Origin of the sequence: Stenotrophomonas sp. A3_2, assembly GCF_036624925.1 — a bacterium.
Lineage (GTDB): Bacteria > Pseudomonadota > Gammaproteobacteria > Xanthomonadales > Xanthomonadaceae > Stenotrophomonas > Stenotrophomonas hibiscicola.
This window is the reverse complement of the sequence record NZ_JAZKVY010000204.1, coordinates 18,512-39,486: the sequence shown is the minus strand read 5'-3', so window position 1 is coordinate 39,486 and position 20,975 is coordinate 18,512. Positions and strand designations below refer to the sequence as shown.

Genomic DNA, 20,975 nt, shown 5'->3' with positions numbered 1-20,975 from the left:
CCGCATTAGATCCACGCCATGCGTGGATGGGCCTTACCCCGCCGACTTCAACCCACGCAACAACACGTCCAGCGCCGCCGTCGCCTGACGCAGTCGCGCATCACCATCCTCTCCTTCGGCGATCCAGAACGCGGCCTCGGCCAGGCTGCCGTAGATCAGCGACGCCAGCGCCTGCGCGTCCACCGGTGCTACCACGCTCTGCGTGATCAGCTGTTCGATCAACCGCTGCATCGAGTGCACGCAGTGGCGCTGCGATTCCGGTGAGGCGCCACCGAGCACCGCACGTGCATCGCGCAGCACGATGCGCTGGATCTCCGGCTCCAGCGCCATCTCCAGATAGGCGCGGCATCGCTGCACGAAGCCCTCCCAGGCATCGTCGGCGCTGTCACTGATCGCCTGCAGGCGCTGGTCGGTCTCGGCATCCAGCTGGGCGACCACCGCCGCCAGCAGGCCCTTCTTGTCGCCGAAGTGGTGATACAGCGCACCGCGGGTGAGCCCGGCCTGGGCAGTCAGGTCATCCATCGAGGTGGCGGCATAGCCATGCGCGCTGAAGACGCGACGGGCGGTGGCCAGCAGGGTGGCGCGGGTTTCTTCCATCTCGGCGCGGGTGCGACGGACCATGCGGAACTCCTTAGATACACAATGCATGATTGTTTACATACGAAGCGTATGAATGTAGCCTCTTATTCATACGCTCTGTATGTATTGTCGTGGCGCCGGGTGCGCCAGGCAAGCCGCTGCCCTGGAGATCCTGATGGCCACCCCCTACCGCGACCTGTTCGCTGCCCCTGGCACCGCCGCCCTCGCCCTGGCCGGCCTGCTGGCCCGCCTGCCGCTGCCGATGACCGGCATCGGCATCATCACCCTGCTGTCGCAGCTGCGCGGCAGCTATGCACTGGCTGGTGCGGTGTCGGCCACCTTCGTGCTGACCTACGCGCTGCTGTCACCGCAGGTGTCGCGCTGGGTTGACCGGCGCGGGCAGGGCAGGGTGCTGCCATGGGCTACTGCGGCCAGTGCGGCGGGGCTGCTGTTGCTGGTCGCGTGCACGCTGTTGGCTGCGCCGGACTGGACGCTGTTCATTGCGGCGATGCTGGCCGGTTGCATGCCCAGCGTGTCGGCGATGGTGCGCGCGCGCTGGACCGCGATCCATCGCGGACGCGCGCAGCTGCAGACCGCGTATTCGCTGGAGACTGTGTTCGACGAGGTGACCTTCATCGCCGGGCCACCGTTGTCGGTGGGATTGTCGGTTGCGGTGTGGCCGCAGGCGGGCGTGCTGGCGGCAGCGTTGCTGCTGGTGATTGGAGTGGCCGCACTGGTAATGCAGCGTGGCACCGAGCCGCCGCTGCAGCATCGCGAAGGTGCCGCACCCTCGCGTTCGTTGCTGCGGCAGCCGGAGATCCGCTTGCTGGCGTTGCTGATGCTGGCGATGGGCGTGATTGTGGGCACCGTCGACATCACCAGCGTGGCGTTCGCCGAAGAGCGGGGCCAGCCGCTTGCCGCCAGTGCAGTGCTGTCGGCCTATGCGCTGGGCAGCTGCACAGCGGGCCTGCTGTTCGGTGCACTGAAGCTGCAGGCGCCGTTGCCGCGCCTGTTGCTGGCCGGCGCAGCGGCCACCGCACTGACCACGTTGCCGTTGCTGTGGGTGGGCAACCTGCCTGCACTGGCCTTTGCCGTGCTGCTGGCCGGGGTGTTCTTCGCGCCGACGATGATCGTGGCGATGTCGCTGGTCGAACAGCACGTGCCCGAATCGCGCCTGACCGAGGGCATGACCTGGTTGCTGGCCGGTTTGAACATCGGCGTGGCACTGGGCGCGGCGCTGTCCGGCCAGAGCGTCGATGCGGGGGGCGTGCGCAGCGGCTTTGTCGTTGCGCTGTTGGCAGGCGGTGGCGTGCTGCTGTTCGCCCTGCTCGCGCAACGTGCACTGCGCCCGTCTGCTGCATCCACATCCCCTGAAGGAATCATCCCGTGAGCGGTTCATCGCCTGCGCACGCCGCGCCTGTGCCCCGCCATCCGTGGTGGGCAGTTTCCGCCGTCGGCCTCGCCACCTTCTCGGTGGTCACCACCGAAATGCTGCCGGTGGGCCTGCTGACCCCTATCGCCGAAGATCTCGGTGCGTCCACTGGTACCGCCGGTCTGATGATCTCGCTGCCGGCCCTGCTGGCGGCCCTGTTCGCACCGCTGGTGGTGATCGCAGCCGGTGGCATCGATCGTCGCCGCATCCTGTGCGCGCTGCTGGGGCTGCTGCTGGTCGCCAACCTTGCATCGGCGCTGGCACCGGGCATCGGCTGGCTGTTGGCCGCGCGCGTGCTGGTGGGGTTCTGCATGGGCGGCATCTGGGCCATCGCCGGTGGGCTGGCAGCGCGCCTGGTGCCTGCGCAGCGCATGGGCCTGGCCACCTCGATCATCTTTGGTGGCGTGGCCGCGGCATCGGTGCTGGGCGTGCCGCTGGGCGCGCTGATCGGGGATGCATTGGGCTGGCGCAGCGCGTTCGTGGCGCTGGCGTTGTTCAGTGCGGCGGTGATGCTGCTGCATCTGCGGGTCGTTCCTGCGTTGCCTGTCAGTACATCGGTGCGGCTGCGGCAGTTCGTGCAGCAGCTTGGCCAGCGCGACCTGCGGCGTGGCCTGTGGCTGACCGTGCTGCTGGTGTCCGGGCACTTCATCGCCTTCACCTATGTGCGGCCGCTGCTGACGTGCCTCTCCAGCATGGATGCGTCGTGGATCGGTGCACTGCTGTTTGCCTACGGCCTGGCTGGCATCGCCGGCAACTTCATCGCCGGGCCGCTGGCAGCACGCCATCCACGTGGCACGGTGCTGGCGATCGCATCGGGCCTGATGCTGACGCCGCTGTTGTTCCTGTGGGTGGGAAACACACCGTCCGCTGGCATCGCGGTGCTGCTGCTGTGGGGCCTGGCCTATGGCGGTGTATCGGTGGGCCTGATGAGCTGGATGATGAAAGCGGTGCCGCAGGCCGTGGAGATCGCCACCGCGCTGTATGTGGGTGTATTCAACATCGGCATCGCGCTCGGGGCGTGGGGCGGTGGACTGCTGCTGGATGGCATCGGGCTGCACGCCACGCTGTGGGCTGCGGCGGTGTTGGCGGGGAGTGCTTTGCTGATGGTTGCCACCACCGGCAGGTAGATCCGCGCCATGCCAACCAAGGTTGGCACCCACCGGAGCGGGGCATGTGCCAACCAAGGTTGGCAGCTACCCGCAAGTGAAACGGGCGCCTTGCGGCGCCCGTTCCGGTTACATCACCACACCTTGACCCGCTTGTCCGGGGCCAGGTACAGCTTCTGGCCTTCCTTCACGTCGAACGCCGGGTACCACGCGTCGATGTTGCGCACGGTGAGTGCGCGGAACTGGCCCGGTGCATGCACATCGGTCAGCAGCGAGTTGCGCAGCGCCTGCTCGCGGCTCTTGCTGCGCCAGGCCTGGGCAAAGCCGAGGAAGAAGCGCTGGTCCGGGGTGAAGCCTTCCAGGGTCTGGCCCGGCTTGCCCTGCAGCGACAGCTGGTAGGCGTCGTAGGCGGTACCCAGGCCGGCCACGTCGGCGATGTTCTCGCCCAGGGTCAGCTTGCCATTCACATGCACGCCCGGGAACGGCTCGTAGCTGCTGAACTGCGCGGCCAGCGCATCGCCGGCGGCGTTGAACTGCTTCAGGTCCTCGGCGGTCCACCAGTTGTGCAGCTTGCCGGTTTCATCGAACAGTGCGCCCGCGTTGTCGAAACCGTGGCTGATCTCGTGGCCGATCACGGCGCCGATCGCACCATAGTTCACGGCGTCGTCGGCGGCGCCGTCGAAGAACGGCGGCTGCAGGATCGCGGCCGGGAACACCAGGCGGTTTTCCAGCGGCACATTCATCGCGTTGATGGTCTGCGGCAGCATCGCCCACTCGCCGTGGTCGACCGGCTTGCCCAGCTTGGCGATGTTGCGCTGGTACTCTAACAGCTCGGCGCGCTGTGCATTGCCCAGCGGGTCATCACGGCGGATCTCAAGGCCGGTGTAGTCGCGCCACTTTTCCGGATAGCCCATGCCCACGGTCAGGCCGGCCACCTTCGCCTTGGCGCTCGCCTTGGTCTGCGGCGACATCCACGCCAGCGCGTCGATGCGCTTGGCGAAGGCGGCAATGATGTTCTTGGCCATCTCGTCCGCGCGTTCCTTGGTCTTCGCGTCGAAGTGCTTTTCGACGTAACGCTTGCCGATCGCTTCGCCCACTGCGTGGTTGGCGTCGTCCACCGCGCGCTTCCAGCGATCGCTCTGCTGCGGCGTGCCGCTCAGCGCGGTGCCGTGGAAGGCGAAGCGGGCATCGGCGAATTTCTTCGGCAGGTAGGCGGCGGCACGGTCCAGCGCGTGGAAGGCCAGGTAGTCCTTCCACACCTCCAGTGGCTCGGTGGCGACCAGCCTGGACAGGCCGGCCACGGCCTTGGGCTGCCAGACGATGAAGTCCTGCTGCTTGCCCAGCGCGGCCGCGTCGAGGAAGGCGTTCCAGTCCATGCCGGGCGCCTTGGCATTGAAGTCGGCCTGGGTCCAGGGATTGGCACCCTTGGTCACATCATTGGTTTCTTCCTGGGTGGCATGTGCCTGCGCGATCTTCGTCTCCAGCGCGAGAATGCGTTGTGCCTTGCCGGCCGGATCGGCGACGCCGGCCAGCTGCAGCATCTGTGCGATGTAGGCCTGGTACTGCTTGCGCAGTTCGGCCATGCGGCCGCCGCCCAGGTAGAAATCGCGGTCGGGCATGCCCAGGCCGCCCTGCACCAGGTACGGCGCATTGCGGTCGGGCTGCAGCAGGTCCACCGACACCCACAGGCCGAACAGGCGGTCGGTGTAGAAGTTGGTCGCATTGAGCAGGTCGACGTCGGCGCGCACATCGCCGCCCAGGGCGCGTGCCAGGCCGGCCTTGTCGGTGATGGCATCGATCGCCTTCAGCTGCGGCTCCACGGGTGCAACGCCGCGTTGCTCGATGCCGGCCTCGTCCATGTAAGCGGCGTAGTAATCGCCGATCAGCTTGTCGTCACCGCTGGCCTGGGTGTTGCCGGCGGCCCCTTCGAGAATGGCGCGGGTGTCGGCCAGGGTCTTCTCGGCAATGACGTTGAAGCTGCCGAAGCGCGACCGGTCGGCCGGAATCTCGGTGTTCTTGACCCAGGTGCCGTTGGCGAAGCCAAAGAAGTCATCGCCGGCGGCAATGCTGCGGTCCATGCCGCTGGCATCGAAGCCGAAGCTGCCCAGCATCGGCTTGGCCGCAGCGGGGGTGGCATCGGCCGGCGCGGTGGCCGTGGCGGCCGGCTCGGCCGGGCGATCACAGGCGGCCAAGGACAGGCTGGCAACGATGGCCAGCGCCAGGGTGGGACGGCGCAGCTTGGACATGGACTTCTCTTGCGGCGGAAAACGCCAAGTCTAATCTGCGCCGGCCCGCCTGGCGGCCCTGTGCTGCGTCCTGTGCTGTGCAGGATCTGGCTGAACACGTGGAACCGACCTTCACGCCGTGAGCGACGTGGTGCATGCTGGACCCTGGAACCCTGCGCGGACACGGGGAGGTGGCCATGCGGGGGCGGGTCAGGCGTCAAGAATGGCGTCCACCGGCCGTTGAGGTCGGGGACGTGGAGGATTCGTTCGCGCATGAAGCCAGCCGACTGCACAAGGAACACCCGCCGATGCCCGCGCTGAAACGCGCGTTGGCCCGGCCGCTGCGCGCCATTACCTGGGGCGGAGTGCTGCTGGGCGTGCTGCTGGTCACCGGGCTGACCCTCATGCTGGTCAATGACTACCACCGCCGTCTGGAAGCGGCGCAGCGCCAGAGCCGCGCGCTGGCGGTGGGCAGCGAGCGCCTGCTGGCGCTGGAACTGCGCAACCTGGAGCGGGCCATGTCCGGCATCGCCGCCGACGCCGCCGAGCTGTTCCGCAGCGTGCCGGCGCAGGCGCCGGCCCTGCTGGATGCATCCATCGGCGGGGTGCTGGGCCGGCATGCCGAACTGCACAGCATCGCCGTGCTCGACCGCCATGGCCGACCGCTGACGGCCGGCGAGGGCGACCTGCAGCTGCCGCTGTGGACCGACCCGCAGCGTCGTGGCCAGGGCAGCGCGCTGTACATCGGCCCGCCGCAGCGGGCCAGCGATGGCGGTTGGGTGGTCCCGCTGGCGCTGCCGATGGCCGGCGAACGCTGGCTGCTGGCACGGCTGCGCTGCGGCGAACTGCAGCGCATCGTCGGTGGCCTCGACGTCGGCCCCAAGGGACTGGTCTCGATCAGCGATGCCGAAGGCTACATGCTGGCCCGCGTGCCTGATCCGCATGGCACGGTGGGCCACCGCTATGACCTGCCACGCCGTGACCTGCTCGGCAGGCAGGCAGTGGTCGAGCTGGGCAGCATGCCGGGCGTGGTGGATGGCGTACCGCGCATCCTCACCATCAGCACGCTCGAACGCAGTCCGCTGGCGGTGCAGGTGGGCCTGGCCGACGAAGACGTGCTGGCACCGTGGTGGCCCTACCTGCAGGCATCGGTGGCGATCGTACTGGCCTACATCGTGGTGCTGCTGGTGCTGCTGTATGCGGTGCGCCGAACCACCCGCAGCCAGCAGTCGATGGCCGAAGAGCTGAAGGCCGGCCACGCCGAGCTGCGCCTTGCGCACCAGGTCGGGCGTGTCTGCACCTGGTACGTGGACGAGGATGCCGCGCTGCTGCGCTGGTCACCCCTGGCGTGCGAGATCTTCGGCGTGCAGACCGATGCCCTGCCGGTGGCCGACTTCTTCGCACGCGTGCATCGCGACGACGCCGCACGCCTGCAGCAGGCCTTCGACCAGGCCTTCGCCGGCGGCGCGGTGCTCGACCAGGTATTCCGCCTGGTGCTGCCCGGAGGCGAGGTGCGCTGGGTCGGGGCACGTGGGCAGCGGGTGGAAGTGGCCGACAGCGAGCGGCGCATGATCGGTGCGCTGACCGACCTGAGCGAACGCTATCAGGCGCGCGAGCAGATGAGCGAAGTGGAACGCCGCTTCCGCCTGCTGTTCGACCGCAATCCGGCGCCGTTCTGGGTATTCGACCCGGACACGCTGCGCTTCATCGAGGTCAACGATGCCGCCGTGCGCCAGTACGGCTACAGCCGCGACGAGTTCCTGGCGATGAGCATCCTCGACATCCGCCCGCGCGAGGGCTGGGACGAGGTGCGTGGTGCCATCCAGCGCGCACAGGTGGGCGATCCTCCGGACGCGACCGTGCGCCTGCACCGGCGCAAGGACGGCAGCGTGTTCGAGGTGCGCGCACACCTGTCCAAACTCGATTTCGACGGACAGCCCGCGTGCCTGGTGCTGGCCGAGGATGTGAGCGAACGGTTGGCCTACGAGCGCGACCTGGCTTACCAGGCACGGCACAACCCGGCCACCGGCCTGCTCAATGTACGCGCGTTGACCGAACAGCTGGATGGGCAGGGCGAGGGCTATACCATCGCCTTCGTACAGCTGCGCGGCCTGCAGCTGGTGGCCGATACGCTGGGCCGCGAGATCGGCGATGCGGTACTGCAGTCGATGGCGACCCGGCTCGGGGGCCTGGGCGCGCGCTATGGCACGCTGGCGTTCCAGCCGGCCGAAGATTTCGTCTTGGCCATTGGTGCCGGGCACGATCCCCAGCGCGTGCTGGACGACCTGCTGCAGATCGTCTCGGCGCCGATGCGCGGCAAGGACTCGCTGCACCAGTTCGAGCCGCGCATCGGCGTGGCCGTGCACATTGCCGGTGACGGGCACACGGCCGAGCAGGTGATCGGTATGGCCGCGCAGGCCGCGCATGCGGCGCGCGCCGAGGGCAACGTGGTGGTCTGGTTCGATGCGGCGGTGACCACGCGGCTGGCCGATCGGTTGCGCCTGGCCGGGCGCATCCATGCCGCTATCGACAACGAGTTCCAGCTGTACTTCCAGCCGATCCGGCATGCCGGTGATGGCAGCCCGGCCGCGCTGGAGGCCCTGCTGCGCTGGCCGCAGGCCGATGGCAGCTTCATCCCGCCCAACGAGTTCATCCAGCTGTGCGAGGACACCGGGTTGATCCTGGCGCTGGGCCGCTGGGTGATCCGCGCCGCGGCGAAGGCGCAGCGCCGTCTGGTCGACGCCGGGTGGGGCGAGCTGCCGATCGCGGTCAACGTGTCTGCGGTGCAGTTCTTCAACAGCGACCTGGTGGCCGAGTTCACCCGCGCCCAGCAGGAATTCGGCCTGGCCCGCGGTGCGCTGCACGTGGAGCTGACCGAGAGCAGCCTGATGCGCAAGCCGGCGCAGGCGATGCAGACCATGCAGCGCCTGCATGAGCAGGGCATCAGCGTGTCGCTGGATGATTTCGGCACCGGCTATTCCAGCATGTCCTACCTGCAGCACCTGCCGCTGGACATCCTGAAGATCGACCGCAGCTTCGTGGCGGACGTGGAAACCAATCCACGCAACGCCTCGATCTGTCGCGCGCTGCTGTCGCTGGGCCACAGCATGGGCCTGACCATCATTGCCGAAGGCGTGGAGACGCCGGGACAGCTGGACTGGCTGGCGGCACATGGCTGCGATCAGGTGCAGGGCTACCTGCTGGGGCGGCCGGCACCGCTGGAGCGGATCATCGATGCGCTGGATGAAGTCCCCGCCTGATCGGGTTTCGTATTTGCCGGCCAGCGGCCGGCCCTACCAGACCGAAACATGACGGGAGTGCCGGCCGCTGGCCGGCAAACGCCAGGCTCGGCTACACCCCGGTTTCCACCAAGTGGTCGATGAAGCTGCGCACCTTCGGTGCCAGGTGGCTGCGGCTGGTGTAGACCGCGAAGATGCCGATCGGCGCGGCCTCCCATTCGGGCAGCACGCGCACCAGCCGGCCATCGGCCAACGCGTCTTCCAGCAGGAAATCCGGCTGCAGGATCACGCCCATGCCGGCAATCGCCGCTTCGCGCAGCACGTCGCCGTTGTTGGCGTGCAGCAGGCTGTTCACCGCGACCTTTACTTCGCCTGCGGGCCCCTGCAACGGCCAGTGGTCGCCAGCGGCCCAGTAGCTGTAGCCCAGGCACGCGTGCGCCTGCAGGTCCTGCGGGGTCTGGGGGGCGCCGCGTGCGGCCAGGTAGGCCGGCGCGGCGCACAGGCTCACCCGCGATTCGCCCAGGCGGCGGGCGATCAGGGTGGGGCCCGGCTCGCGGGTGATGCGGATGGCCACGTCGTAGCCTTCCTCGACCATGTCCACCAGGCGGTCGGACAGGGCCAGGTCCAGTTCCACCTGCGGGAAGCGTTCGCGGTAGCTGGCCAGCAACGGACCGAGGCGGGCAATGCCCCAGCTGACCGGCGCGTTGATGCGCAGCGTGCCGGAGGGCTCCAGCGCCTGCGCGCCGATGCTGGCCTCCAGCGCGTCGAACTCGGCCAGCAGGCGCACGCATTGGGCGTAGTAGGCGGCGCCGGTGCTGGTGGGGCTGACCCGCCGCGTGGTGCGATGGAGCAGGCGGGTGGACAAGCGCTTTTCCAGCGCGGCGACCTGGCGGGTAACGCCGGCGGTGGACATGTCCAGGGCCTGGGCGGCGGCGCTGAAGCCGTTGCGCTCGACCACCGCCACGAACACGCGCATCGCCTCGAGGGTGTCCATTGTTGCGCCTTCTGAAATAAATACGGTCAATCGATCGTATTTATCGGCCCGTGAAGGCGCAATAACCTGAGCCCACTCCCTTCAAGGTGCTTTCCGATGCACGCCACGACCGCTCCTGTTTCGCCGCTGGCCCCGTATGGCGCCGCCCTGCTGCGCCTGGCCCTGGGCGTGCTGTTCCTGGTCCATGCGCTGACCAAGCTGCTGGTATTCACCCCGGCCGGCACGGCAGCGTTCTTCGAGTCGCTGGGCCTGCCCGGCGTGCTCGGCTACCTCACCATCGGCGTCGAGCTGGTGATCACTGTCGCGCTGCTGCTGGGCATCTATGCGCGCTGGGTGGGCCTGGTCGGCGTGCCGCTGCTGCTGGGCACCATCGTCACCGTGCACGGCGCCAACGGCTTCGGTTTCGTCAATGCCGGCGGCGGCTGGGAATACCCGGCGTTCTGGGCGCTGGCGCTGGTGGTGCTGTTCCTGGTCGGCGATGGCAAGTGGACCCTGCGTTCGCGCTGATCGCCGCCTGATCCTGCAACTGGAGAATTCCATGTCCCGCCTGCCTTCGCTGTACATCTCCCATGGTTCGCCGATGACTGCCCTGCATCCGGGCCAGGTTGGTGTGCGCCTGGCCGAGCTGGCGCGCGACCTGCCCACGCCGCGCGCCATCGTGATGGCCTCGGCGCACTGGCTGGGCCGGCAGCCGCTGGTCGGGGCGCATCCGCAGCCGCCAACCATCCACGATTTCGGCGGCTTCCCGCGCGCGCTGTTCGAACTGCAGTACCCGGCGCCGGGTGACCCGGCACTGGCCGAAGAAGTGGCCGGCCGCATCGCCGCCGCAGGACTGCCAGTGGCCATCGACCCGCAGCGTGGCCTCGACCACGGCGCGTGGGTACCGCTGCGGCTGTTGCGCCCGCAGGCCGACATCCCGGTGGTGCCGGTGTCGATCCAGCCGCTGCTCGGCCCCGAGCATCAGTTCGCGCTGGGCCGCGCGCTGGCACCACTGCGCGAACAAGGCGTGCTGCTGGTCGGCTCGGGCAGCATCACCCACAACCTGCACGACTGGGGCGACTACCAGGACGGCAAGGAAGCGCCATACGTGCGGCCCTTCATCGAGTGGGTGGAGCAGCGGCTGGCCGCTGATGACCGCCAGGCCCTGCTGGATTACCGCCGGCAGGCGCCATTCGCCGAACGTGCGCACCCGACCGACGAGCACCTGCTGCCGCTGTTCTTTGCGATGGGCGCGGCCGGCGAGGGTGGTTTCGGCGCACGCCGCATCGACGCCGGCATCGACGCCGGTTTCCTGGCCATGGACCTGTACCGCTTCGATGGGGCGGCATGAGCCGGGGCTGACGCGCGGCGGCTCCCGTCGTCGCGGTCATGGCCGCATGTGGTAGTTTTTTCCGGGTTTCCGGCGCTGGCCTTCGAGCCTCCCCGCGCGCCGCTTCCTGGAAGAAGCATGCATACCATTGAAGTCGTCCTGGCGATGCTGGTGGCCGTTGTCGCCAGCGGCTACCTGGTTCGCGTCCTGCCGTTCTCGTTGCCGCTGCCGCTGGTGCAGATCGGCCTGGGCGCGGTCATTGCCGGGGTATTCAACCGCGGCCACGCACTGGAGCCGGAAGTGTTCTTCCTGCTGTTCCTGCCGCCGCTGCTGTTCCTGGATGGCTGGCGCATTCCCAAGCAGGGCCTGTTCCGCGACAAGGGCGCGATCCTCGAACTGGCGTTCGGCCTGGTGGTGTTCACCGTCATCGGCGCAGGCTTCCTGATCCACTGGCTGATTCCGGTGATGCCGCTGGCGGTGTGCTTCGCGCTGGCGGCGATCGTGTCGCCGACCGATCCTGTGGCAGTGGGTGCGATCGCCTCCAAGGCGCCGATTCCCAAGCGCCTGATGCACATCCTGGAAGGCGAGTCGCTGCTCAACGATGCATCGGGCCTGGTCTGCTTCCGCTTCGCGGTGGCTGCGGTGATGACCGGCACGTTCTCGCTGGCCACGGCCTCGCTGACGTTCGTGTGGGTGGCCGTGGCCGGCCTTGCGGTGGGCGTGGCGGTCACCCTTGGTGTGTCGACCTTCCAGCGCTGGCTGTGGCGCCGCTTCGGCGAGGAGCCGGGCGCGGCGATGCTGGTCAACCTGCTCATTCCGTTCGCGGCCTACCTGCTGGCCGAAGAGATCCACGCCTCCGGCATCCTCGCCGCGGTCGCCGCCGGTATCGCGATGAGCTACGTCGAGCTGACCGGCCGCGTCTCCGGCAGCATGCGCGTGCAGCGTGCCGGGGTCTGGAACATGCTGCAGTTCAGCTTCAACGGCATCATGTTCGTGCTGCTGGGCGAGCAGCTGCCCGGTATTGTCGAACGTGCCACCACCACCATGAACGAGACCGGCCACCAGAGCGCGTGGTGGCTGCTGGTGTACGTAGTGGTGATCAACCTGGCGCTGGTCGTGCTGCGCCTGCTGTGGGTGTGGCTGTCGCTGCGCTGGAACCTGCTGCGCGCGCGTCGCCGCGGACTGGAGCGGGGCGAAGCGCCGAACTGGCGCATCGTGGTGGCGACCTCGGTGGCCGGCGTGCGTGGTGCGATCACCCTGGCCGGCGTGTTGACCCTGCCGCTGTTCCTGCCTGATGGCAGTGCGTTCCCGGCACGTGACCTGGTGATCTTCCTGGCCGCCTCGGTGATCCTGTTCTCGCTGCTCGGCGCCAGCATCGCGCTGCCGCAGCTGCTGAAGGGCCTGCAGCTGCCGGCCGATTCGGGTGAACGCAAGGAAGAGGACCTGGCGCGCCGCCTGTCGTCGAAGGCGGCGCTGGCCGGGGTCGAGCGCATGCGCCAGCAGCTGGTGATGAACCAGAACACCGAGAACGTGCAGCTGTACAACGATGCCGCCTCGCGGGTGAGCCTGCTGTACCAGCGGCACCTGGAGAAGGACAACGACGGGCCCGACGTAGACCCGGAGAAGGTGCGGCGCATGGAGCTGGGCTACCGCCAGCTGCGCAGCGCCGGCCTCAACGCCGAGCGCGAGGAACTGTTCCGGCTGACCCGGCGCGGGGTGATCTCCGATGAGATCTCGCGGCGCCTGATCCGCAACCTGGACCTGCTGGAATCGCGCAAGCGCGAATGATGCCTGGGACCGGGCGTTGCTGACGCTGACGCGGATTCCGCCCTGGCATGTAGAGCCGAGCCCATGCTCGGCTACGCTTGCTTCAGGCGTCATGAACCCGGAACGAAAAGCAGCCGAGCACAGGCTCGGCTCTACATGCCGGTGCCGGTTATTCCGGTTTCTGGTCCAGGAAATACACCTCGACCTTGCCCTTGACCTTGATCGTCATCGGGTTGCCGCGGCGGTCACGGGCCTTGCCGGCCTGCACGCGGATCCAGCCTTCGCTGACCGAGTATTCCTCGACGTTGTCGCGCTCGATGTCGTTGAAACGCACGCCAACGCCGCGCTCCAGCGCCTGCGCATCATGGAAGGGGCTGGCCGGGTTGATCGCCAGGTGGTCGGGAGGGGTATCGCTCATCGCTTCATTCACAGTGACGGCCACCAAGGCCGGCTTCAGCGGCACAGGATAAACCGTAGAATGCTGACCTGCCCCAGAGGACGTTCCGCCATGCCCGACAACAGCGACTATTTCGACTTCGAGGAAGACATCCACGACTTCGACGAGGAGGGTTTCGAGGCGCGGGTCTGGAACCTGCTGGTGCTGATCAACCCGGGTGACGAAGAGTTGGCCCTGCAGCAGTTCAACCGCTGGCGCGAGCACCTGGCCGAGAACGGTCAGCCGCTGGAAGCGGACAGCGACTGGCTGCCGGCGCTGTTCACCGCCATCGCCTGGCAGTCCGGTTTCGATGTGGAGCGTGAGGACCTGGAGTCGCTGCAGTCGGCGGTGAACGAGCTTTCGGCGCGCTTCAACCTGCAGCTGGACTGGGGTGGCGACCTGGACGACGAGGACTTTGCCGAAGGCCTGGACGGCGTGCAGCTGATGGCCACCGCCTTCGACCGCCTGCGCGAGCACAACTACACGCTGTGGAGCGTGGATGCCGGCAGTGATGGCTTTACCGGGGTGATGGCGCTGACCCGCGACGATGACGCGATGCTTGCGCTGTGCTCGCTGCTGAACGTGGAAATCCGGCTGGGCAGCGACCCGTTCTGATCGGGCCTGTAGAGCCGAGCCCACGCTCGGCTGCATTTCGCGTAGAGCAGCCGAGCATCGGCTCGGCACTACAGGAGGCACACGGCAGCCGAGCCTACGGCCGGTACTGCGCCCGGGCGTTGGCAATCACCGCCTTGACCAGCTCGCGGTCGGTGTGCCGTGAGATCGCCCGGGCGCCGAGCGCGATGGCCTGTGCGCGCAGCCCGGCAGTGACATCGTAGTGGGCGCCGCTGGCCTTGTTCTGGAAGGCGCGCGGTGGAATGCCGAGCTGCGCGGCCATTGCGTGCAGCTCGGCCAGGGTGTCGGCCATCAGGTGCGCCCAGCGCTGTCCGCGCCAGGGATGCACTGCGTCATCGACGTAGACCGTCACCGCCGCGGCCGGTTCAGGCCTGCGGCTTGCTGTCGCTGTCAGCGGCCGGGGCGGCCTCGGCAGCGGCTTCTTCGGCCGCGTCGCCCTCGACGGCTTCGCCTTCTTCGCCTTCAGCAGCGTCGACGCCTTCGAACTCGGACACCAGCTTGTCCAGGTATTCGTCGGCGGTCTGCTCGGATTCGGCCGCCAGGGTGTCCAGCAGCTTCTGCAGCAGTTCGGAGTACTCCAGGTTGACCTTGCGGCCTTCCTTCTCCTGCACGTTGGCCAGGTGCTTGAGCATGGCCAGCATCGGCACCGGGTTCTCGGCGTTGCCCATGGTCTGGCCGCCGATGGCCAGCAGCCACTCACGGCCCTGCAGGCCGATGGCCGCCACCACCTGGCCGTCTTCGTTGGTCAGCACGGCATGGTTCTGCACCTGCTGCTGCGCGTTCAGGCGGAGGAACGGGCGCTTGCCCTGCTGCTTCTTGCGCTTGTCGCGCTTGGCCTTGGAGTTCTGGGACATGGGGGTGAGATCACCTGGAAACGGAAAGACCGCCATTGTAGCGGGTGCGGCGTGGTGCGCTCGCCCGGCATGGCCCTGTGGATTTGGACCAAGGCGCGCACCCACAGCTTATTCCGCTTGCCCCTGCGCGGCCTGCACGTCCGGGTCGGCGGTGGGCGCCGACAGCCCCACCTGGGGGCCGGCACCCGCCAGCGCTGCCTCCTCGGCGGCCTTGGTCATCACCACGATGCTGATGCGGCGGTTGATCGGGTTCTGCGGGTCGGCCTTGTCGAACAGCACCGATGAAGACAGGCCGACCACGCGGGTGATCTTGCTGTCCTCCAGGCCGCCGTCCACCAGTGCACGGCGTGCAGCGTTGGCGCGGTCGGCGCTCAGTTCCCAGTTGCCGTAGCCGCGTGCGGCCGAATAGGCGGTGATGTCGGTGTGGCCGGTCAGGCTGATCCGGTTCGGTACGTGGTTCAGGTAGTTGGCCAGCTCGTGCAGGATCTGTTGCGTGTACGGCTTCAGCGTAGCGCTGCCGAGGTCGAACATCGGCCGGTTCTGCTTGTCCACGATCTGGATGCGCAGGCCTTCCGGAGTCAGGTCCAGCAGCAGCTGGTCCTTGAAGGGTTCCAGTGCCTGGCTCCGGCTGATCGCTTCCTGCAGCTCCTTCATCAGTGCTTCCAGCTGCTGCTTGTCGCGCTGCTGTTGGTCCACCGGTTGCGGCACTGCTTCCTTCTGGTTCTGGAAGGGATCGTTGCTGCTGCCCCGCGAGATGTCGGTGGCGCCGCCCAGCTTGATCATCGATGTGCTGGCGCCGCCCGGGCCGGCCATGCCGGGTGCCGGCGTGGCACTCTGCCCGCTCAGCGGGCTCGGGTTGCGGAAGTACTCGGAAATGGCCGCACGGTCGTTCTTGTTGGTGGTGGCCATCAGCCACAGCACCAGGAAGAAGGCCATCATCGCGGTCACGAAGTCGGCATAGGCCACCTTCCACGACCCTCCGTGGTGAGCGGCGTGGCCGGCCTTCCTGACCCGGCGGACGATGACGGTGGGCTTGTTCTCGGCCATGGCTTACTTGACCGTCTTCAGGTGCTGCTCGAAATCGGAGAAGGCCGGGCGCACGTTCGACGGTAGCGTCTTGCGGGCGAATTCCAGCGCGATCTTCGGGTTGTAACCGCGCAGGCAGGCCAGCAGGGCAGTCTTGACCGATTCGTAGATGCGGCTGTCCTGTTCGGCGCGGGCTTCCATCGCCGCCGCCATCGGGCCGACGAAGCCGTAGCCCAGCAGGATGCCGAGGAAGGTGCCGACCAGCGCACCGGCCACGTGGCCACCGACCTCGACGATGTCTCCGCCGATCGAACCCATGGTGATGACGATGCCCAGCACCGCAGCCACGATGCCGAAACCGGGCAGTCCGTCGGCGACCTTGGTCAGCACCTGCGACGGTGCCATGGCCTCGGCGTGGTGCTTCTCCAGTTCCAGCTCCAGCAGCGGTTCCAGCTCGTGCGGCTCGATGTTGCTGCCGATCATCAGGCGCAGGCAGTCGGTGATGAAGTCGATCAGGTGGTGGTCGGCCTGCACCTTGGGGTAGTTGGCGAACAGGGCGCTCTCGGCCGGGCGTTCGACATGGTCTTCCAGTGCCATGAAGCCTTCGCGGCGCGCCTTGTTGAGCAGTTCATAGAGCAGGCTGAGGACATCGATGTAATCCTGCTGCTTGTAGCGCGGGCCCTTGAACACGCCGACCATGGCCTGCAGGGTCTGCTTGACCGTCTTGGCCGGGGTACCGACCAGGAACGCGCCGAGCGCGGCGCCGCCGATGATGACCAGCTCGTAGGGCTGCCAGAGGGCACCCAGGCGGCCGTGGGCACCGAGGTAGCCCCCGATCACGCTGATGATGACGACCAGGAATCCGACGATGATGAGCATGGGGCGACGCAGGGAGAGGGGATATCTCCTTGTCGGCCCGTCGCCCGGGTTTCTGAAGAGGGAATTCTGTGAAATCGGTCAGCGGGGTGCTTCAGCCGGCCACACCGGCTTCGGCGCCGCCACGCTGCAGCGGATCGGGCCAGGGCTCGCCATTGCCGACGAAGGAAAGTGAGACGGAGTTCAGGCAGTGGCGCTCGTAGGTGGGCGGCGGACCGTCCGGGAACACGTGGCCCAGATGGCTGCCGCAGCGCGCGCAGGTGATCTCGGTGCGGACCATGCCGTGGCTGGTATCGCGGATCTCGCGCACGTGCGCCGGGTCGAACGGGGCGAAGAAGCTGGGCCAGCCGGTGCCGGAATCGAACTTGGTGCTGGAGCGGAACAGCGGCAGCGCGCACAGCCGGCAGCAGTAGACGCCCTCGCGCTTGTTGTCGAGGAACACGCCGCAGAACGGCGCTTCGGTGCCGTGCTGCAACAGCACGCGGCGTTCCTCGCTGCTGAGGCCGGCGACCAGCGCCTCGGTCTGGGTGGCAGTGGGGGGCGTCAGATCGAAGGCGGTCATGGCGGCGCTCCGTGGGTCGATGGCCTGGGGATGCCGGAAAACCTGGGGGTGCCGGCGCGCGCTTGCAAGTGTGATGGCCGTTCATGGGTGGCACACGGGTGCGGGAGCAAGGTGGGTGTCATAGACGCCGGAGCGTGCCATGAAGCCGACCCTTCCCCTGCTGTTGATCGCCCTGTTGCCGGCACTGGCGCTGGCCCAGGTGCCCACCCCCGACCCCACGGCCACCCGCAGCGCGACCACCGTGGCGCCGCAGCCGGTGGCGCCACCGCCACAGGCGGCCCGGCCGCAGCCGCAGTTGCTGCCTACGCCGCAACCGGCGCAGCCGATCAAGTCCACCGGTCCGGCCCAGATCACGCCGCCGCCAGCACCGAGGCCGGCCGACAAGGTCTACGACCGCAACGGCCGCATCGTGCCCGGCGTGCGCCCGGCCGGCCCGAACCGCGTGTTCGACTCGCGTACAGGCCGTTATTACGACAGCGTGCCTGCCGGTGATGGCCAGCAGATCAAGCGCTGACCTATGGGCCAAGCAAGGTTGGCAGCTCCTGCGCGTCGTGCGGGCTGAACGCACGAAAACAGCCTCTTGGCGATCACTGCTTTTTCGCCTGCGATTAACCGTTCCGGGGCCACCGTGGCCCTGCGCCGGCATCCCGCCGCCGCATGTCCTTCGTCCACTGGATCGCGACCATGAAAAACCAGCAGAACCGTCATCCCGGCAAGGAACCGCAGGGCCGCAACCCGCAGCAGCAACAGCAGCAACAGCAGATGGAGCCGCAGCAGCACAAGGGCGGCAGGCAGCAGGAACAGCGCCCGCATAAGCATCCGCAGCAGCGCTGACTGTCGCCATGATCGGGGTCAGAGCCCGCTGTACGGGATCTGGCCCCACCCTGCAGCAGCCTCAGTCCGGAATCGGCAGGCTCAGTGTTTCCTTCACTTCTTCCATCACGATGTAGCTCTTCGACTCACGTACATGCGGCAGTGTCAGCAGCGTGCTGCCGAGCAGCTTGCGGTAGGAGGCCATCTCGCTGATCCGCGCCTTCAGCAGGTAATCGAAGTCGCCCGATACAAGATGGCATTCCAGTACGTTGGGCAGCTTCAGCGCGGCGCGCCGGAACTCCTCGAAGATGTCGCCGGATTTGTACGCCAGGCTGATCTCCACGAACACCAGCAGGCTCGCTTTAACTGCGGCCGGGTCGAGGTGGGCGTGGTAGCCGGTGATCACCCCTTCGCGCTCCAGCCGGCGCACGCGCTCGGTGCACGGGGTGGTCGACAGGCCCACCCGCTCGCCCAGTTCGGTGAAGGAGATGCGGCCCTCGGCCTGCAGGATGCGCAGGATCTTGCGGTCGATCTTGTCCAGTTCGCGGATCCGGGTGGCCATGACCGTCAACCTTCGGGAGTAAATTGAAGTGGAACATCCTGCCGGTTGATTTCAAAACAGGCAAATCAACTGGGAATGGCTGTCTATACTTCCCCAATTATGGTCCCTGTGCGCTCCAGTGCAGGGAATGATCGGGTTGGAGAAGTCCCATGCGAGTCCTAGTTCTCGGCAGCGGCGTGATCGGTACCACCAGTGCCTGGTATCTGCGACAGGCCGGGTTTGAAGTCACGGTCATCGACCGCCAACCCGGCCCGGCGCTGGAAACCAGCTTCGCCAATGCCGGCCAGCTGTCATTCGGCTACACCTCGCCGTGGGCGGCCCCGGGCGTGCCGAAGAAGGCTATCGGCTGGCTGTTCGAGAAGCACGCGCCGCTGGCGATCCGCCCGGGCATGGACCTGGCCCAGTACCGCTGGCTGTGGCAGATGCTGCGCAACTGCACCCACGAGCGTTATGCGATCAACAAGGCGCGCATGGTGCGCATGTCCGAGTACAGCCGCGACTGCCTGAACGAGCTGCGCGCGCAGATCGGCATCGAATTCGAAGGCCGCGACCTTGGCACCACCCAGCTGTTCCGCACCCAGCAGCAGCTGGATGCTTCGGCGCAGGACATCGAGATCCTGGCCCAGTACGGCGTGCCGTACGAGGTGCTGGACCGCGCCGGCATCATCCAGGCCGAACCGGCCCTGGCCCATGTCGATGGCCTGGTCGGCGCGCTGCGCCTGCCGCGTGACCAGACCGGCGACTGCCAGTTGTTCACCCGCCGGCTGTCGCAGTTGTGCATGGATGCCGGCGTTGAATTCCGCTTCGACCAGGACATCACCGGCCTGGAGTTCGATGGCGACCGCATCACCGGCGTGCGCATCGACGGCAAGCTGGAAACCGCCGACCGCTTCGTGGTCGCGCTTGGCAGCTACTCGCCAGCGCTGGTCGCACCGCTGGGGATGCGCCTGCCGGTGTACCCGCTGAAGGGCTATTCGCTGACCCTGCCGATCACCGACCCGGCGATGGCACCGACCTCGACCATCCTCGATGAGAGCTACAAGGTGGCGGTGACCCGCTTCGACGACCGCATCCGTGTCGGTGGCATGGCCGAAGTGGCCGGCTTCGACCTGTCGCTGTCGCAGCGCCGCCGCGAGACCCTGGAACTGGTGGTCAGGGATCTCTATCCGAAGGGCGGCGACCTGTCGCGCGCGCAGTTCTGGACCGGCCTGCGCCCGGCTACGCCGGACGGTACGCCGGTGATCGGCGCCACGCCGTTCCGCAACCTGTACCTCAACACCGGACACGGCACGCTGGGCTGGACCATGGCCTGCGGCTCGGGCCGCTACCTGGCCGACCTGATGAGCGCGCGACAGCCGCAGATCAGCACCGAAGGCCTGGATATTTTCCGCTACGGCCAGTACGGTCACGCGCCGCAACACGAGAACCGCACATGCGTCCTGCCCGCGCGCTGATCGATCTGGGCGCCCTGCGCAGCAATTACCGCCTCGCCCGTGAACTGGGCGGTGGCAAGGCGCTGGCGATCATCAAGGCCGATGCCTATGGGCATGGCGCGGTGCGCTGTGCGCAGGCGCTGGAAGGCGAGGCCGATGGCTTCGGCGTGGCCACCATCGAAGAGGCATTGGAGCTGCGCCAGGCCGGCATCCGTGCGCCGATCCTGCTGCTGGAAGGCATCTTCGAGCCGAGCGACATGACGCTGGTGGCCGAGCATGACTTCTGGTTCGCCGTCGGTTCACCGTGGCAAGTGGAGGCACTGGCGGCGTTCGACAGCCCGCGCCCGTTGACGGTGTGGCTGAAGCTGGACAGCGGCATGCACCGCCTCGGCCTGGACGTGGACAGCTTCCGCGCGGCGCACGCGCGCCTGTCGGCGCTGCCGCACGTCAAACGCGTCGTGCTGATGACCCACCTGGCGCGTGCCGACGAGCTGGACAGCGAACGCACCCACGAACAGGCGGCGACCTTCGCCCGCGCCATTGATGGACTGGCAGGCGAGACCAGCGTGTGCAACTCGCCTGCGCTGCTGGGCTGGCCGGATGTGCGCAGTGATTGGGTGCGCCCGGGCCTGATGCTGTACGGCGCCAACCCGCTGCCGGACAACACCGTGTTGACCGAGCGGCTGCGCCCGGTGATGACGATGCAGTCGAAGGTGATCGCCGAGCGCTGGATCGAAGCCGGTGAACCGGTGGGGTATGGCGCGCGTTTCGTGGCCAAGGCGCGCACCCGCGTGGGTGTGGTTGCACTCGGCTATGCCGACGGTTATCCGCAGTTCGCTCCAAACGGCACTCCGGTGCTGATCGACGGCCAGCCCGGTGCGCTGATCGGGCGCGTGTCGATGGACATGCTGACGGTGGACCTGACCGCGCATGCGCAGGCCGGCATCGGCAGCGTGGTGGAACTGTGGGGTTCTGCGCCGACCCTGTCGGAGCTGGCGCCGCGCTGTGGCGTGAGCGCCTACCAGCTGCCGTGCGCGGTCAAGCGCGTGGCGAAGGTGTACGTGTAGCGCCGAGCCCGCGCTCGGCACCGGTAGCGGCCGACCTCGATCGGCGCCGTGAATGCGTGTCG

General features: G+C 67.7%; 21 protein-coding genes. 11 read left to right on the top strand and 10 right to left on the bottom strand.

What is annotated here, in order from left to right; genetic code table 11:
* Positions 1–33 precede the first annotated feature (33 nt).
* Positions 34–621 carry a TetR/AcrR family transcriptional regulator gene (locus R5H29_RS06920; protein WP_155028895.1) on the bottom strand — a complete coding sequence of 196 codons (588 nt, stop codon included), beginning with the start codon at positions 619–621 and terminating at the stop codon, positions 34–36.
* A gap of 133 nt (positions 622–754) precedes the next feature.
* Between R5H29_RS06920 and R5H29_RS06915 the strand changes: the two genes are divergently transcribed.
* Positions 755–1,969 (top strand): MFS transporter, encoded by a 1,215-nt coding sequence (locus R5H29_RS06915; protein WP_332328956.1) that lies wholly within the window; start codon positions 755–757, stop codon positions 1,967–1,969.
* Positions 1,966–3,138, top strand: a complete 1,173-nt coding sequence (locus R5H29_RS06910) for an MFS transporter (RefSeq protein WP_111102070.1) — start codon at positions 1,966–1,968, stop codon at positions 3,136–3,138. Before R5H29_RS06915 ends, R5H29_RS06910 begins: the two co-directional genes overlap by 4 nt.
* Positions 3,139–3,251: 113 nt before the next feature.
* Here R5H29_RS06910 and R5H29_RS06905 read toward each other — a convergent pair whose 3' ends face one another.
* Positions 3,252–5,363, bottom strand: coding sequence for a M13 family metallopeptidase (locus R5H29_RS06905; RefSeq protein ID WP_332328955.1), 2,112 nt, complete (start codon positions 5,361–5,363; stop codon positions 3,252–3,254).
* Positions 5,364–5,539: 176 nt separating this feature from the next.
* Here R5H29_RS06905 and R5H29_RS06900 point away from each other — a divergent pair, with 176 nt between their 5' ends.
* Positions 5,540–8,602 (top strand): EAL domain-containing protein, encoded by a 3,063-nt coding sequence (locus R5H29_RS06900; protein WP_332328960.1) that lies wholly within the window; start codon positions 5,540–5,542, stop codon positions 8,600–8,602.
* A gap of 91 nt (positions 8,603–8,693) precedes the next feature.
* Here R5H29_RS06900 and R5H29_RS06895 read toward each other — a convergent pair whose 3' ends face one another.
* Positions 8,694–9,575, bottom strand: a complete 882-nt coding sequence (locus R5H29_RS06895) for a LysR family transcriptional regulator (protein ID WP_021204372.1) — start codon at positions 9,573–9,575, stop codon at positions 8,694–8,696.
* 96 nt (positions 9,576–9,671) lie between these two features.
* On the opposite strand from R5H29_RS06895, the gene R5H29_RS06890 reads away from it, so the two are divergent.
* The 3 genes from R5H29_RS06890 (at position 9,672) to R5H29_RS06880 (ending at position 12,672) form a co-directional block, all read left to right on the top strand.
* Entirely contained in the window at positions 9,672–10,082 is a 411-nt protein-coding gene (locus tag R5H29_RS06890) for a DoxX family protein (protein WP_332328954.1), read from the top strand.
* 31 nt (positions 10,083–10,113) lie between these two features.
* Positions 10,114–10,905: a dioxygenase gene (locus tag R5H29_RS06885; protein ID WP_155028898.1), complete on the top strand. Its 792-nt coding sequence runs from the start codon at positions 10,114–10,116 to the stop codon at positions 10,903–10,905.
* 117 nt (positions 10,906–11,022) lie between these two features.
* Complete coding sequence (locus tag R5H29_RS06880) at positions 11,023–12,672, top strand: Na+/H+ antiporter (protein ID WP_019660908.1); 1,650 nt, start codon at positions 11,023–11,025, stop codon at positions 12,670–12,672.
* A gap of 148 nt (positions 12,673–12,820) precedes the next feature.
* Here R5H29_RS06880 and R5H29_RS06875 read toward each other — a convergent pair whose 3' ends face one another.
* Positions 12,821–13,069: a DUF3297 family protein gene (locus R5H29_RS06875; protein WP_026347120.1), complete on the bottom strand. Its 249-nt coding sequence runs from the start codon at positions 13,067–13,069 to the stop codon at positions 12,821–12,823.
* Between the two features lie 90 nt (positions 13,070–13,159).
* On the opposite strand from R5H29_RS06875, the gene R5H29_RS06870 reads away from it, so the two are divergent.
* On the top strand, positions 13,160–13,702 hold the full coding sequence (locus R5H29_RS06870) for a hypothetical protein (protein WP_332328953.1): 543 nt from the start codon (positions 13,160–13,162) through the stop codon (positions 13,700–13,702).
* A 94-nt stretch (positions 13,703–13,796) separates the two neighbouring features.
* Here the strand turns inward: R5H29_RS06870 and R5H29_RS06865 are convergent, their stop codons facing one another.
* From R5H29_RS06865 to msrB, 5 genes are all read right to left on the bottom strand, one after another.
* Complete coding sequence (locus R5H29_RS06865; RefSeq protein WP_019660911.1) at positions 13,797–14,072, bottom strand: DUF4031 domain-containing protein; 276 nt, start codon at positions 14,070–14,072, stop codon at positions 13,797–13,799.
* Positions 14,073–14,085: 13 nt separating this feature from the next.
* On the bottom strand, positions 14,086–14,574 hold the full coding sequence (locus tag R5H29_RS06860) for a hypothetical protein (RefSeq protein ID WP_019660912.1): 489 nt from the start codon (positions 14,572–14,574) through the stop codon (positions 14,086–14,088).
* Between the two features lie 108 nt (positions 14,575–14,682).
* Complete coding sequence (gene motB / locus R5H29_RS06855; RefSeq protein ID WP_019660913.1) at positions 14,683–15,621, bottom strand: flagellar motor protein MotB; 939 nt, start codon at positions 15,619–15,621, stop codon at positions 14,683–14,685.
* Positions 15,622–15,624: 3 nt separating this feature from the next.
* The gene (gene motA / locus R5H29_RS06850; RefSeq protein WP_014645799.1) at positions 15,625–16,479 is read right to left on the bottom strand and encodes a flagellar motor stator protein MotA; all 855 of its coding nucleotides are present in this window, start codon (positions 16,477–16,479) and stop codon (positions 15,625–15,627) included.
* 91 nt (positions 16,480–16,570) lie between these two features.
* Positions 16,571–17,038: a peptide-methionine (R)-S-oxide reductase MsrB gene (gene msrB / locus R5H29_RS06845; RefSeq protein WP_021204375.1), complete on the bottom strand. Its 468-nt coding sequence runs from the start codon at positions 17,036–17,038 to the stop codon at positions 16,571–16,573.
* A 139-nt stretch (positions 17,039–17,177) separates the two neighbouring features.
* Between msrB and R5H29_RS06840 the strand changes: the two genes are divergently transcribed.
* Positions 17,178–17,552 carry a hypothetical protein gene (locus R5H29_RS06840; RefSeq protein WP_021204376.1) on the top strand — a complete coding sequence of 125 codons (375 nt, stop codon included), beginning with the start codon at positions 17,178–17,180 and terminating at the stop codon, positions 17,550–17,552.
* 143 nt (positions 17,553–17,695) lie between these two features.
* Positions 17,696–17,872 carry a hypothetical protein gene (locus R5H29_RS06835; RefSeq protein WP_058980698.1) on the top strand — a complete coding sequence of 59 codons (177 nt, stop codon included), beginning with the start codon at positions 17,696–17,698 and terminating at the stop codon, positions 17,870–17,872.
* 61 nt (positions 17,873–17,933) lie between these two features.
* Here R5H29_RS06835 and R5H29_RS06830 read toward each other — a convergent pair whose 3' ends face one another.
* A complete protein-coding gene (locus tag R5H29_RS06830; protein ID WP_019660918.1) occupies positions 17,934–18,413 on the bottom strand; it encodes a winged helix-turn-helix transcriptional regulator in 480 nt (159 codons plus the stop codon).
* 149 nt (positions 18,414–18,562) lie between these two features.
* Between R5H29_RS06830 and R5H29_RS06825 the strand changes: the two genes are divergently transcribed.
* Together R5H29_RS06825 and alr are read left to right on the top strand one after the other, a co-directional pair.
* On the top strand, positions 18,563–19,867 hold the full coding sequence (locus tag R5H29_RS06825; protein ID WP_058980697.1) for a D-amino acid dehydrogenase: 1,305 nt from the start codon (positions 18,563–18,565) through the stop codon (positions 19,865–19,867).
* Entirely contained in the window at positions 19,846–20,913 is a 1,068-nt protein-coding gene (gene alr / locus R5H29_RS06820; RefSeq protein ID WP_332328952.1) for an alanine racemase, read from the top strand. The genes R5H29_RS06825 and alr overlap by 22 nt, the downstream gene beginning before the upstream one ends.
* Positions 20,914–20,975: the final 62 nt, after the last annotated feature.

What these genes read in the sequence shown, in the direction of transcription:
- R5H29_RS06900 (WP_332328960.1), top strand. Translation starts at nt 5,540, where the DNA reads ATGCGGGGGCGGGTCAGGCGTCAAGAATGGCGTCCACCGGCCGTTGAG.
- R5H29_RS06825 (WP_058980697.1), top strand. Translation starts at nt 18,563, where the DNA reads ATGCGAGTCCTAGTTCTCGGCAGCGGCGTGATCGGTACCACCAGTGCC.
- R5H29_RS06885 (WP_155028898.1), top strand. Translation starts at nt 10,114, where the DNA reads ATGTCCCGCCTGCCTTCGCTGTACATCTCCCATGGTTCGCCGATGACT.
- R5H29_RS06920 (WP_155028895.1), bottom strand. Translation starts at nt 621, where the DNA reads ATGGTCCGTCGCACCCGCGCCGAGATGGAAGAAACCCGCGCCACCCTG.
- motB (WP_019660913.1), bottom strand. Translation starts at nt 15,621, where the DNA reads ATGGCCGAGAACAAGCCCACCGTCATCGTCCGCCGGGTCAGGAAGGCC.
- R5H29_RS06915 (WP_332328956.1), top strand. Translation starts at nt 755, where the DNA reads ATGGCCACCCCCTACCGCGACCTGTTCGCTGCCCCTGGCACCGCCGCC.
- motA (WP_014645799.1), bottom strand. Translation starts at nt 16,479, where the DNA reads ATGCTCATCATCGTCGGATTCCTGGTCGTCATCATCAGCGTGATCGGG.
- R5H29_RS06880 (WP_019660908.1), top strand. Translation starts at nt 11,023, where the DNA reads ATGCATACCATTGAAGTCGTCCTGGCGATGCTGGTGGCCGTTGTCGCC.
- R5H29_RS06875 (WP_026347120.1), bottom strand. Translation starts at nt 13,069, where the DNA reads ATGAGCGATACCCCTCCCGACCACCTGGCGATCAACCCGGCCAGCCCC.
- msrB (WP_021204375.1), bottom strand. Translation starts at nt 17,038, where the DNA reads ATGACCGCCTTCGATCTGACGCCCCCCACTGCCACCCAGACCGAGGCG.
- R5H29_RS06905 (WP_332328955.1), bottom strand. Translation starts at nt 5,363, where the DNA reads ATGTCCAAGCTGCGCCGTCCCACCCTGGCGCTGGCCATCGTTGCCAGC.
- R5H29_RS06895 (WP_021204372.1), bottom strand. Translation starts at nt 9,575, where the DNA reads ATGGACACCCTCGAGGCGATGCGCGTGTTCGTGGCGGTGGTCGAGCGC.
- R5H29_RS06830 (WP_019660918.1), bottom strand. Translation starts at nt 18,413, where the DNA reads ATGGCCACCCGGATCCGCGAACTGGACAAGATCGACCGCAAGATCCTG.
- R5H29_RS06840 (WP_021204376.1), top strand. Translation starts at nt 17,178, where the DNA reads ATGAAGCCGACCCTTCCCCTGCTGTTGATCGCCCTGTTGCCGGCACTG.
- alr (WP_332328952.1), top strand. Translation starts at nt 19,846, where the DNA reads ATGCGTCCTGCCCGCGCGCTGATCGATCTGGGCGCCCTGCGCAGCAAT.
- R5H29_RS06870 (WP_332328953.1), top strand. Translation starts at nt 13,160, where the DNA reads ATGCCCGACAACAGCGACTATTTCGACTTCGAGGAAGACATCCACGAC.
- R5H29_RS06860 (WP_019660912.1), bottom strand. Translation starts at nt 14,574, where the DNA reads ATGTCCCAGAACTCCAAGGCCAAGCGCGACAAGCGCAAGAAGCAGCAG.
- R5H29_RS06835 (WP_058980698.1), top strand. Translation starts at nt 17,696, where the DNA reads ATGTCCTTCGTCCACTGGATCGCGACCATGAAAAACCAGCAGAACCGT.
- R5H29_RS06890 (WP_332328954.1), top strand. Translation starts at nt 9,672, where the DNA reads ATGCACGCCACGACCGCTCCTGTTTCGCCGCTGGCCCCGTATGGCGCC.